Here is a 13198-nt window from a genome sequence, read left to right on the forward strand (position 1 = left end):
CATGAACTACCCTTACGAAAATTTCGAGGATATGCTAAACGCCGCGGTCGAAAAAAACGGCGGCGGTATCGCGATCTACACCGAAACGGACAAAATAAGCTACAAGCAGCTACGCGCAAACGCCTTTACGCTGGCCGCGTTTTTACAAGGCATGGGCGTGAAAAAGGGCGACCGCGTCGCGATGATCGTAAATAACTCGCCGGAGTTTATCGCTAGCTACTTTGCCATCACGCTACTTGGCGCCGTGGCCGTGCCGATAAATACCTTTTTAAAATACGAAGAATTCGAGTACATCATAAACGACTGCGGGGCGAAATTTCTCTTTGCCTCGGCCGAGCTAGCCAAAGAGATACGCGGACTAGAGAGTAAAACTGCGGTAAAAAAGATCGTCTGGATCGGCGATAGAGCCGAATTTGACGGAAACAATATCGCCTATGCCCACGCGCTAAACTGCCGTATAGAGCTAAATTTGACCGACCGACCAAAGCTTAATGACCTAGCCCACATCATCTACACATCGGGCACCACGGGTAAGCCAAAAGGCGCGATGATCAGCTACCGCAACCTCATCTCAAACGTTCAGGGCGCGCACGAGGTCTTTCACGTACGCACGAAGGATAGATTTGCCGTGTTTTTGCCGATGTTTCACAGCTTTACTCTCACGGCGATGGTGCTGCTACCGATATTTTCGGCATGTTCGCTTATTTTAGTAAAGTCCATTTTCCCGTTTTCAAACGTCCTAAAACAAGTCCTGCTCAAGCGCGCAACCGTATTTTTGGGCGTGCCCGCGATATACACAGCTATCGGCAAAGCAAAAATCCCGTGGTATTTTCGCTGGTTTAACTGCATTAGGATTTTCATCAGCGGCGGAGCGCCTTTGGCCGAGCAGACTATCACCGATTTTCGCGTTAAATTTCCGCGCGCGGTGCTGATAGAGGGCTACGGCCTTAGCGAATGCTCGCCTATCGTATCGGCAAATACGCTGCAAAAACAAAAAATCTCAAGCGTCGGCTTGCCGCTGCCCGGCTACGAAGTAAAATGCATAAACGACGAGATGATCGAACTGCCCGCAGGCGAGGTCGGCGAGCTAATCGTAAAAGGCGACTGCGTAATGCAGGGCTACCTAAATATGCCAGACGCCACCGACGAAACGATCGTAAACGGCTGGCTGCGTACGGGCGACCTCGTTAAGATCGACGAAGAGGGCTATATCTTTATCGTCGACCGCAAAAAAGACCTCATCATCTCAAAGGGCATCAACATCTACCCGCGCGAGATCGAGGAGGTGCTGTTTAAATTGCCCGAGGTCGAAGCCGCCGCCGTTATCGGCGTCAGAGACGAGCATGCGGATGAGGAAGTCACGGCGTTTATACAGTTTAAAGAAAACATGAGCCTGGACGAAAAAGATATCCGCGCGCACCTAAAAAAACACTTGGCGAATTTTAAAATTCCAAAGACGATTTATTTTAAAGACGAACTGCCTAAAAACGCGACGGGCAAGGTGCTAAAGCGCGTTTTAAAAGACCAGATAAGGGGTGAAATTTAGTGCGGTTTTTGATAGAGTTTATCGGCGGTGAGCAAAATTCGAAAATTTCCTCGCTCATAAAATGCAGCCAAAACGAGGCGAAAATTTTACGCCATCTAAGCAAAGGCTACGTCGAAGGCACTCCGCAAAGTAGCGTCTACGACGTACTTTGCGCGGTTTTTGGCAGCGAGGAATATAAATTTATAGCAGGACTTACAGACGTAAAAAACCTGCTAGAGAGCGGTTGGATCGTGCAGGGCTTTTCTATCTTTAAAAACCAGGGCACAGATGGCTCCGGCTCAAATTTACTCGGCCTGCTTCACAGCGAGATCTCGCTATCGCCGCTTTTTCTAAAAATTTTAGAAGAGGGCGAGTTTGGGCTCACGCTGCCATCAGTCGCGCCCTACGCCGATCACCTCGACTACCTAAAAGATCAGTTTTTACGCGTGGAGCTTTACGGCAAGCTCTCGTTTTTTAGCAAAAACGTATCAAGCGACGCCAAAAACCGCCTAGAAAAAGACGTGAAAGAGCTAGAAGCCATCATCGAAAAACGGCTAAATTTAAGCAAAATTTCGATTTCCGTCGAGCAAATTTTCAAAGATAACGCGCTAAACGACAAAGAACAGCTTATTTTCCTCGCTCTTTTAAAGGAAGAGTACGTCGGCGAAACGGACGCAAACCGCGATCTAAACGCGCTTGTAGGGATTTTAAGCGCGGACGAATTTGAGCGCATAAAACATCGCGCGCTACTGAATGAGGGCTCAAAACTAATCGAAAACGGCCTCATCGACTACGACGAGTCGCTAAATACCTACGGCGGCTTTAGCAGAACGTTTTACATAACCGACGAAATTTTACAAAGCGTAATGCACCCAAAAACCGAGAGCAAAAGCAAAAAACTAGCGCTAGAAACTCTCGTAAAAGAGCAGGAAATCTTTGAGCTCATCGAGCCCTCGACCGACATAAACGACGTCGTGCTAGACGTCAAGGTAAAAGAGCTGCTGGACGCAATCCTAAAGCAAGTAGATCGCCGCGTGCTGGCGCGCCTATCTAGCTGGGGCATCAAGTCGCGCAAAAACGTGGACGCCAAAATCATCTTTTACGGTCCGCCGGGTACTGGCAAAACTATGAGCGCACTAAGCCTCGCAAAGAGCCTAAAAAAGCAGGTTCTTAGCTTTGACTGCTCTAAAATTTTGAGTAAATACGTCGGCGAGAGCGAGCAAAACGTGCGTAAAATTTTTGACACCTACAAAGAAATCTGCGCTAAAAGCAAGAGCGAGCCCGTGCTGCTGCTAAACGAGGCCGATCAGTTTCTAAGCACGCGCGTCGAGGGCGGTAGCGGCGCGGACAAGATGCATAATCAAATGCAAAATATATTTTTGGAGCAAATCGAGCGCTTTGAGGGCGTGCTCATCGCCACGACGAACTTCTTGCAAAGCCTAGATGTCGCGTTTTCTCGCAGGTTTGATTATAAGATCGAGTTTAAAAAGCCCGACCTCGCCGCTCGCCTTGCGATCTGGCGCAAAGTACTGCCCGAAAATGCGAGCTTTGAGGAAAATTTCGACGTCAAAGAGCTGGCTAAATTTGAGCTAAGCGGCGCGCAAATCATGCTCGCGCTCAAAAATACCGCGCTAAAAGTAGCCGTGCGCGAGGATGGGATATTTACGATGGGCGACTTTGAAAGCGAGATCAAACGCGAGATGAGCTCAAATTTCGGCGAGGATAAGAAAGTCGGATTTGACGGGTAAATTCGGCTAAATTTGAGAGTGCGGCTGGGCTAAATCGGCTAAATTTAGCTCGCTGTTTGGCTAAGACGCTTTTACCACATTTACGCCGCTTGCAAAGCTTTATTGCGCGTTTTTGCAAATTTGATCGTTAAATTCGTAGCTCGGCGGACGCAAATTTGGCAAGCGATTTAAATTTATCACAGCCATAGCTGCTCAAATTTGAAAGGATTATTAAGCATGGGTGATTTTTTACTACGCCAAGCCAAGCTATTTTTAGGCATCGCAGCCCTTTGCGCTCCGCTATGCGCGCTCATCTACTTTATATCAAAAGAGTATTTCGACGAAATTTTAGTCGGCATTTTCGTCACGTATATTTTCCTGCTCGTTGTTTTCGTTTTTAAATTCATCAAGCTACTTTTAGGCTTCAAGGACGAGGACAAAAAGCCCGTTTGGGAGCAAATTTTAACTTGGCTGTCAAATATCGCCTAGATCGCCACGCTCAAAGCAGGATTTTACCGCCAAACCCTTCGCCCGCTTTTAAAATTTCATCCCTTAGCCTCTCATGTCCGGCCGATAGGGCCGCGATCTTAGCTAGTTTTTCGTCCTTTATCTGCGCAAATTCGCTCTTTAATGCCGATAAAATTTTATTTAAAAAAGACGCATTGCCCAGCATTTCATTTTCAAATTCGTATAAATTTAGCGACAGTAAAACACGGTCTTGCACCTCGTCAAAGCTCGGGATAAACAGAGCAAAGCCGTTTTGCTCGTGCGCGCGCATAGAGCCTGCTATCTTTTCTTTTAGAAAATACACGGCGATTTTAACGGCGTTTTCGTAGTTTGCGGCGACTTTGAGGTTTAGCTTTTCAAAAAACAGCGCCGTCTTTTGCAGTCCTTTAAATTTCGCCGTCTCATAGTCTCGCAAAAACGTCCTATACACCTGCCCCGCATACGTCCTAACGTCGGCAAACAGAGTATCCGAGTGCGTTTCGTCCTCTTTTTGCGCGTTTTCAAATTCGGACTTATACATCATAAACTCGCGCTCCAGCCGTGCGTAAATTTCATCCAACGCCGCGCCGATTTCCTCCTGCAACGCGCTTAAACCCCGCTTGTACGTTCTAAAAAATTTGGCGAATTTCACGTCGTTGTAGATGAGTTTTGAAAACACCTCGTCGCTGTCAAAATCCACCGCCTCATACTCGCTAGCTTCAAAATACTCGCCCTTTAGCAACGTTTTTCGCGGCGAGTATTTATACTTTTTTTTGCTTTTTAGGCTGGCTAGGATTTCGTCTGCAACGAGCTTTGCGACGTGCTTTAGCTCGTTAAAGGCTAGCTCGATTTTCGGTTTAAAATTTTCTTGTACGGCTCTTAAATTTGACTCCAGCTCGGCGTCAAATTTGGAGATTATCTCGCCCGCTTTTTCGTAAATTTTAGCGATTCGCTCGTGCTGAGCAGCGTTTACGGCAACCAGCCTAGCGCACTTTTCGCGCACGAATTTTTCTTTTATCTCTTCGCCGCCAAAAAGCTCGCGGATAGCGCTTATCGCCGCACTAAAATTCGACTCTGCTAAAAGCGCCGCATCGCCCGCAGCTTGGGCGTTTACGGCTTGCTTGGCGGAAACTGCGATAATGCGCTCGAAAAATCGCCCGTACGTCGTTTGCGCGTGAGTTTTGAGACGCTCAAGCTCGTCGTTGCTTAGCTTATCTTTTTGATTTAGCAAACAGATCGCCGTTTTGCCCCCGCCAGCCAAAAACTCCTCGATCTGCGCGGCTTCGCTAGCGCGCGCGGCATTGTCGGCGAGGCTTAGCCAGATGACGCCCGCGACGTCTTTTAGCACTTCGTGCGTGACGGCGGTGTCGGCCTTTGAGAGCGAGTTTAGCCCGGGCGTATCGACGAAATTTACCGACTTTAAAATTTCAGAGGGCGCATAAACGCAAAGCCTGCTCACGTCATCGCCAAACACGCGCTGATCGACGAAGCGTGATATCTCCTCGACGCCTAGATACAACTCTCTGCCGTTTTCGTAAAGCACGCTAAGTCCTGGCGCGGCGCCGTATCTGATAAAAGTCGGCTTTGAGGTCACGGGAGTTAGGCCCGAGGGTAAAATCTCGCTACCCAAAAGCGCGTTTAAAAACGTCGATTTGCCGCTAGAAAACTGGCCGACGATAGCGACCGTAAGCGGGCTAGATAAAAACAGATCGAGTTTATTTAGCTCCCGTTTTAGCTCGGCGCTCGGGTGAAATTTGGGCTCGGTTAGCTCGTTTTGCAGCCGTCTAAATCGCCCGTGAAAATCGTCCGAAAATATCTTAAAATACCGCGTTTTATACGCGTTTATAAACTCCTCAAACACTTTGCAGCTCCAAATTTATGGCATTTATCGCCTCGCTTTGCGAGTTTAGGCGCTCTAGCTCCTGCAAGTCCCGCCCGCTAGTTTTTGCCAGCTCGGCAAGCTCGTTTTTTAGCGCCTCTTCGCTGATTGCGAGCGCTTTTTCTTTATCTTTTAGCGCGGCTTCGATCTGCTTTTTAAACTCGCTTTTTTCAAATTCGCTAAGCTCGAAAACGAAATTTTTGATCCGCTGAGCGCCCAAAAACTCCTCCGCGGCTACTTTGGCGGCTTCGGCTACGTCTTGCGCGCCCGAGTTTGCCGCGCTAGCCACCGCGTCCGCGACCTGGGCGCACTCTAAGCTTATCCCTTTTGAGTTCAGATAGTCGTTTATGCTAAAGACCTCGGTCGCTGCTGTTTTACCCTCAAATTCGCCGAATTTTAGCGCGATATTTTGCGCGCACGCGGTGATTTGCCGTACGATTTCGTTGCGGTTTTGACGCATCAAGGCGGCAACGCCGTCTTTGATCGTCGTTTGCGCGATGCGCGAGAGGCGCTGCGGATCGATCTTTTGTTTTTTAGAGGCCGCGTAGTTTATATCATCCGCGATGCGCTGCTTTAGCGTTTGAGCAAGAGATTTTAGCCCAAGCTCGTAGCTAGCCGCAGTTTTGGCCGTATCTAGGCGCTCCAGCTCCTCTTTTACCGCGCCCCTCACGTCCTCTAGACGGCTAGCTAGCGCGGCTTTTTGCTCGTTTAGTTCAGAAAGCTTTTGCGACAAGCTCAAATTTGAACCCGTTAGCTTTAAAATCTCGCTTTGCGTATCCGCCGCAAACTGCACGCAGACGCGTCCGAGCTCCTTTTTATACGCCTCGATGCCAAGACGAGATTTTTGGCTATTTTGACCAAAAAGCGTCTCGTAAAGATACTCCTTAAACTCCTCGACGCCGCTGTTTTGCCCGCCTTCAAAGTAGCTTTTAGCGCTCACAGCGAAAAACTCCGCCCCGACGCCAAGCCCCCGCGTACGCTCCTCGACGCTCTTTTTGGCGTAGGCGGCAACCTCGTTTAGCTCGCCCACCTTTAGCACGTCGGCGTGAGTTAGCAACACGGCGAGCTTTACGGCATGCGAGTTTTGCAAGCTTGCGACGATGAAGTCCAGATCCTTTTGTGTGGCGCTTTGCGAGACGTTCATCAGGTGCACCATCAGGTCGCACTCCCGCATAAATCGCCGTACCAGCTCCTCGCGCGCAGCCACAGCGTCGTCGATGCCGGGCGTGTCGATGATGCGCACGTTATCCTTTAAAAGCTCCAAATTTTCGTAAAGCTCGACGCTTTTTACGAATTTGGCGTATTTGGAGTCTGCCGAGGTGTAGCACTTGATCTCGTCCGTTTTGACGGTCTTGCTAGCCGGCGGTTCGGCGCAAATCTCTCTCGCGTCAGGGCTCTCAAATTTAACCGCCGACTCGTCGTCCGCATTAAATTTGACCTTTAAATTTTGCGCCGTTTCGCTCTCAAATTTGACGCCCGCGCCGCCGTAAATTTCGGCTATTTCGTTATCTTGAACTTGGGCTATTCCAAGCTCTCTTAGCTCAGCTTCGCTCCAAAAATTTACCTTCGCAAAAGGCTCGGGCGAGTATTTTAGCACGGTCAAATTTACGGTTTCCGGCACGTTTGAAGCGCCCAGAATTTTTTTGCCCAGCAGTGCGTTTAGCAGAGTTGATTTGCCCGCGTTTATGACGCCGGTAACCGCGACGTTAAACTCTAACTCATGCGCTTTTTGCCGCGCTTTTGTCGCCGCGTTTGCGACGTGCGCGTGCGGGTTTAGCGATAAAATTCGCTCGCAGATATCGTTTAGCGCGTCTATTTTTTGGTGAAATACGTCTGATTTTTTAAAATTTGAGCCCTCTTGCTCGTTCCCTGCGGTCAAATCCGCGCCGAGGGCCTGCAAAAACTCCGAGAGTCTCTTAAAATGCGCGGCGGAGATTATATTTTCGGTTTGCAGGATTTCTAAGGCGGCCAGGAGCTTTGATTTTGAGATTTTTGCGGATTTTAGAGCATTTATCGCGCCTAGCTGAGCGCACTGGAGGCTGTATATGTCGGCTTTTAGCCCAAGCGCGTGAAGGATATCCCTAAACTCCTTTAGCGCCATAAATCTATCGAAATTCTCCACATCCGCCGCGAGTAAAACAGCGAGGCTTCGCTCGTCTGCGAGAATTTGCGTTTTGGGGTCTAAAAAGAGCTTAAGAGCGCCCCAAATTTCGCTTAAAAATTTATCCGTATCCACCGCTTCGCCTTTGATAAAATTTGCGCCCGCAAGGTCGCTTTCGGGGCGAAATTTAGCATAAATTAAATTTAAACAAGCTTGGGCGGCGGGTAGATTTGATGTTAAATTTAAATCCATTTGCGCAGCCTGCAAAAACAGCGCGAATTTGACGGCTCAGGCGCGCCAAATCCCGCAAATTTAATCAAATTTCGCGGGATTTTAGCAAATTTATACCGCGTCGCGTAAATTTAGGGCGTTTAAATTTACGCGTTTATCCGCCGCGCGAGGCTATATTGGGCTTCTTGCTTTTTATAGTATTTTTAAGCACCGCGTAGAGGCTTGGCGCCGTAGAAACGGCGGTAAATTTACCGTCCTAAGGCAAAGGCTAAGATGTCCCGCGCAGAGGATTTCATCGGCGCTAATCGCCAAAAGTAATAAAGCAGGCCGTGTCCGCGTCTGCTTCAAGGCTTACATTTTGGCTCTTACGGGGAAGTTTCGCGCATATGAAGGCCACGTAGCCGTCCGCACCGTCAAAATAGCTCAAAACATAGCTAGCTCGCGAGGCCGCCTTGCAGCGCCTGCGCGTAAAGCTTTTGTGCGAGCTTTTAGGGCTTCTTTACCGAGGTTTTTGAGAAAATTTGCCATTTCTTAATCGGCGGTTTATTTGGACTTTAAATTCGGCTCAGGTTCGCCCCAAAATTTAAGGGCTTTTGAGAGCGCTTTTTGTCGCGGATTAGGCCGTTTGCGTCTTTGTAACGCAGATAGTCTCCGACTGCTTGCTTTTGGTTATCGTTTAGAAGGCTAAACTGCGACAAAGTATAGTCGGTAAGACGAGTAAAGGTAAATTTCAAATCAAAACGGTACTCGCCTCTTAAATCGCCTATAAGAGAAGCAGGCAAGCAAAGAGCATCCCCTTGACATCAAAAAAAGCAAGCCCTACGTTGTATTTATTTAAATTTGGGCGGATATCTTGCGAATCTTGCCGTTTGTGTTGCGCTTTGCGGCGCGTTATTTCCTCCGTCTAGGCGTAGTCGTCGATGGCGTCAGCCTCGCTCAGCCCTATGCTGCCGCATAGCCTCGCTCTGGCAAAGGCTTTTTGGTCTCCTTTACGAGCCCCTTTATCTACCACTCGCGCCACTCCTCGGTTATGTCTACGTCCTCGCCTAACTCTAGCCCCGTTTTACGCACGAGCGCGTCTATCCACTCCCACAGCTCCTCGCGCTCCACGGTCTCTATGAGGCCGTATTTGTCGTTGATTTTGTTTAGGGCTTTTACGAGCTTTGCGGTGCGGCTATATACGGCCGAGGCGCTTTTCTTTTGCGTCGCTTCGCACAGAGTTTGCGCGTAGCTAGCTAGAGCCGCCTCTACGGCCGCAATACTCTGCTCGCAAAACATCTCATCGCCCTCTTGCATACGTTTGCGCCACGCCGCCATAGGCGTTTTGACGCCAAGCGCTTGAATCTCGGGGATGCGGCTTGGGTCTATGTTTTTATTTTGCGACCGCAGATGCGCTTTTAGGCGGGCGCGCTCTTTTTCGTGCAGTTCCAATTTAAACAACCTAATCCAGCTCAGCTTCTCGTCAAAATTTAATGCCACTATCAAACGAAATTCCTCAAAGAAAGCGTCGTAGCCAAACCCGTAATCCGTTTTGCATTTACCCGTAAGCTTCTTGCCTATTTTTGCCTCGACGGTCTTTTTATCGTCGCCTAAATTTAAGCCAAAAGGCAAATCTACGACCGAGTTTCCGCCCGCTTTTTCGGGATAGACGCTAATCTCGTGCAAAATCAGCTGGTCTTTTTCTTTATTGTAACTGCCGATGGGCTCTCCGTACATATTCGCATATCTTACGTAGCCCGTAAATACGCTATCAACCCTTTTTCGTCGCTATCTGCCCTCACCCAAAACAAATTACCGTAAGAATCGTAATTTGGAGTCGGATTACGCGGCAAGCCGCACCGCGCTAAAAACTCTTTGACCTCTTTAGAGTGGATCGGTCTGCCAGCAAATCTTGAAGCTGCATATTTTTCCTTTTAGCAAATTCGTTTTGGAGTTTTTGGATACGCAGGGCTAAATTTAAAGCACTTTAGCGCGCCTTTAGCGGACGCGGGCCGAGTAAATCCGGCTAAAAAGAGTAAATTTAAAGCTTAATTTCGCGCAGGCTTGGTTAAATTTAGCCGAATTTACGGGGTTTGCTAATTACACCGCGGCTCTAGGCGAGATGAGAGCGTCCTCAAAGTCCGCATGCGTCTCTTCGCTCATTATACGCAAAATTTTACTGCGCTTTATCTTCGCGTCGTCTTTAAATATCGCGCGCACCTTATCCATGCCCGCGTAAAAATCGCGCATGAGCACGAGGCAAAGATACCTGCCAAATCCCGTCGGCACGATGCGGCCGCCCTCTTCGTAGATAGCGCCGACTAGCTTTAGTAAATTTAGCTCCGCAAATAGCTCTTTTTTGATATTTGCGCCGTTAAATTCGTCGTATTTGGCGATATTTACGCTGCCGTCAAACAGCTCGGTGAGGAAGATATACTTTAGCCGCTCTTTTTTCGTAAAGCCGCACTTTGCGATAACTGGACTTTCGCCGCTTTTAACGCGGCGGCCGTAGTCGAGCAGATTAAAGGCGTTGATAACCAGCTCGCCGTTTAAAAAGCTAAACGCGCCGCTACCCACGCCCACGTACTCGTGGTGGCTGCCGACGTATTCGTCGCGCAAATTTGCGCTATCTCGGCCAAATGCCCAAGCGTTGCTTTGATGATAGTCGCTAAAGCTCTCGCAGATGATCTCGTAAAATTCGCGCTCATTATCGCTATCTGCGACGCCTAGCGACTTTGCGATCGCATCGCGCGTAAGAGGCGACTTCATCAGCGGGTAAAACGTGATCTGCTCGGGAGCTATGGATTTTGCGATTTTGATGTCGTTTAGTAGCTGCTCTTTGGTTTGATTAGGAAGGTTAAAGATAAGATCAAGGCTCATAACCGGCAGCACGCCAAGAGCTTTTTTCAGCTTTTCTTGCAAGGCTTCGCTAGAGCCGAATTTCTCGTATCTGGCTACGCGTTTTAGCGTCTCGTCGTCAAAGCTTTGTACGCCCACGCTTAGGCGGTCGATGAGTCCTTGAAATCTCTTTAAATTTTCGGGCCGGATGTGGTTTGGATCGCTCTCGCAGGACACGTCTTTGATACTAAAGAGCTCTTTAGCCAGTACGAGCGTTTTTTCAAGCTCGGGTTCGTTTATGAGCGTCGTGCCGCCGCCGACGTAAAGCGAGCCGAAATCAAAGCCTGCGGCCTTAACCTGCCGCATCTCTTGCCTTAAATTTTCAAAATAAATTTTAGCCAGCTCCTGCTCGTAATGATACTTGTGAAACGAGCAATACGGACAAAACGTGTGGCAAAACGGCACGTGAGCGTAAAGCATGTATTCGGTATTTTCGCGCGGCGTTTTTACGTATTTTTTATCTAGGATGTCGATATTTAGGCCATTATAAAGAGATTTTTGCATGGTATTATGGGCGTAATTAATCGCAAATCTTTCTATAATATTCTTAAAACCCATAATTAATTTTCTCCCGTAAATCCAAATTTATGTTCGTAAGGATATCTAAAATTTTATTAATCTCGCCTTGAAAAAGGCTGAATTTGCCGAAGTTTTATCAAAATCTGGCGTAAAATTTAAAATTTGGGCTCGTATTTTGAAGCAAAAATCTACCCGTATTAGCTTTAATCTTTGCTCGGTTTGCGCAAAATTCGCCGCCAAGTTACAATTTTTAGCATAGCGGTTTTGGTTAGTCGCCGCTAGATATCTGATTTATATTTATTTACCGCTTTTAACGGATATCGCCCGCCTTTTGCTTTGAGATTATCAGGCTTGAGTCCAGCTCGAATTTCTCTCCGCTTTTAGTCTGCAGATAGTAAAATTTACCCAGAGCCGATAGGACTTTGACGTTGTAGAGCTCTACGGAGTTTTTTTGCTCTAAAGCGTACGTTTTGCAAACGGGAGAGAGATTTACCGCGCTTGCCTTGAGCGGGCCGCTACGCGTGCCGTTTTTACCGTACGTTAAAACCGAGTTTTCAAAAACGACCTCATCGCTGGACGCAACGCCTATGTCTGCGCCGTTAGCGTCTATAAATTTTATCTCGTCGTCGTTTACTCCGCTAAAAATATACGTCTCGTTGCGGTCTTTTACGGCTAGCTCGGCTTTTTGCTTATTGTACGAGACGATTTGCGCCTTTTGTTTTGCGTAGCAGCCGTCCTTTGCTCCCGCGCCGATGCAGCCGTTTTGATTATTTTGGCAAACGCTTTTTGGCAAAGCGTTTAAGGCGTCTTTTTTGAGCGATAGCATTTTGTAGTTTATATTTCCCAGATCGGCTACTTGGACGATTTTACCGCTCATAACCGCGACGATGACTAAATTTATGATTATCAAAGACCAAAAAATCATCTTGAAATAATCTATATCCTTAGACCTTATCAACGCTCTAAACAAAACGGCAAAAAATGCCATAAAAATCACTAAAAAAGCGGTAGTAAACCCATCATCGCTCACGCGGACGTAGGCAAGCAGAGCTACCATAAACGGAGTTGCAAAGGATAAAAATCCGTGCAATATCATAAAAATAAAAGAGGAATGTCGAATTTACCGTTTTTAATGCGGTAATATATACAAAACGCCGCCACTACCGCCCCGATCCCCGCAAAATAAAGGCTCGGAGAATCTACTGCTCTCGGGAAAAAATATCCGGCACCTATAAATGCTATGCCCGCAAGCGTAGCTATCAGATAAATCGCGTAAAAAGGCTTTTCTTTTTTCGTCGCCGTCGTAAGAAACGATCAAAACCAAATGCAAAGCGGGAAATATATATAAAATAACAAATAAACCAAAACCCGATATCGCAAGCGCGCTAAGTAGCGAAAAGATGCTGTCGCTGACGGCTACCGAGAAAAATCCGACATTTTGCCAAAAGATAAAATATATTATAAACGGAATCAGCCCCAACAGCGCTATTAGAACCTGATAGTATTTTTTCACGCGGCAAATTTGCTCCGAGACGAAAAGCTTGATACGCTTTAGATTATATACTTCTTTATATTTTTTATAAACGTCCGAATCGCGGCTTAACTTATCCAAATTCGCAAGCAAATTTACCTGGCGATAAATTCTGTCGTTTAGCTCGTATATATCCGCAGCCGTTTGCGAATAATTATCGCAGCTAAGGTTTTCAAATTTAGCCAGTCTATCTTTTAATAGACCAATTAGTCCCAAGACGTCCTTGTCGCACTCTTTATTTTTAAGCGTTTTGATAAAATCGCCGTACTCCTTTGCGGCGCTATTTTTTTCTTGGATTAACTTTTTAAAATTATCCATTAAA

General features: G+C 47.4%; 9 protein-coding genes. 3 read left to right on the forward strand and 6 right to left on the reverse strand.

Annotated elements, in window-relative coordinates; all coding sequences use genetic code 11:
* Nucleotide 1: 1 nt before the first annotated feature.
* From Q0218_RS04585 to Q0218_RS04595, 3 genes are all read left to right on the forward strand, one after another.
* Nucleotides 2-1546 (forward strand): fatty acid--CoA ligase, encoded by a 1545-nt coding sequence (locus Q0218_RS04585; RefSeq protein ID WP_297966748.1) that lies wholly within the window; start codon nt 2-4, stop codon nt 1544-1546.
* Entirely contained in the window at nt 1546-3273 is a 1728-nt protein-coding gene (locus Q0218_RS04590) for an ATP-binding protein (protein ID WP_297966751.1), read from the forward strand. Before Q0218_RS04585 ends, Q0218_RS04590 begins: the two co-directional genes overlap by 1 nt.
* Nucleotides 3274-3489: 216 nt before the next feature.
* Nucleotides 3490-3741 (forward strand): hypothetical protein, encoded by a 252-nt coding sequence (locus Q0218_RS04595; protein ID WP_297966753.1) that lies wholly within the window; start codon nt 3490-3492, stop codon nt 3739-3741.
* A 10-nt stretch (nt 3742-3751) separates the two neighbouring features.
* On the opposite strand, the gene Q0218_RS04600 is transcribed toward Q0218_RS04595, so the two are convergent.
* From Q0218_RS04600 to Q0218_RS04625, 6 genes are all read right to left on the reverse strand, one after another.
* Entirely contained in the window at nt 3752-5599 is a 1848-nt protein-coding gene (locus Q0218_RS04600) for a dynamin family protein (RefSeq protein WP_297966756.1), read from the reverse strand.
* The gene (locus Q0218_RS04605) at nt 5592-7970 is read right to left on the reverse strand and encodes a dynamin family protein (RefSeq protein WP_297966759.1); all 2379 of its coding nucleotides are present in this window, start codon (nt 7968-7970) and stop codon (nt 5592-5594) included. The genes Q0218_RS04600 and Q0218_RS04605 overlap by 8 nt, the downstream gene beginning before the upstream one ends.
* A gap of 984 nt (nt 7971-8954) precedes the next feature.
* Nucleotides 8955-9665 carry a hypothetical protein gene (locus tag Q0218_RS04610; RefSeq protein WP_297966762.1) on the reverse strand — a complete coding sequence of 237 codons (711 nt, stop codon included), beginning with the start codon at nt 9663-9665 and terminating at the stop codon, nt 8955-8957.
* Between the two features lie 363 nt (nt 9666-10028).
* A complete protein-coding gene (locus Q0218_RS04615; protein WP_297966764.1) occupies nt 10029-11384 on the reverse strand; it encodes a coproporphyrinogen III oxidase family protein in 1356 nt (451 codons plus the stop codon).
* 271 nt (nt 11385-11655) lie between these two features.
* Nucleotides 11656-12333, reverse strand: a complete 678-nt coding sequence (locus tag Q0218_RS04620) for a hypothetical protein (RefSeq protein WP_297966766.1) — start codon at nt 12331-12333, stop codon at nt 11656-11658.
* Nucleotides 12334-12474: 141 nt separating this feature from the next.
* Nucleotides 12475-13194, reverse strand: coding sequence for a hypothetical protein (locus tag Q0218_RS04625; protein ID WP_297966769.1), 720 nt, complete (start codon nt 13192-13194; stop codon nt 12475-12477).
* Between the last annotated feature and the right edge of the window lie 4 nt (nt 13195-13198).

Source organism: uncultured Campylobacter sp. (assembly GCF_938039245.1).
Classification (GTDB): Bacteria; Campylobacterota; Campylobacteria; order Campylobacterales; family Campylobacteraceae; genus Campylobacter_A.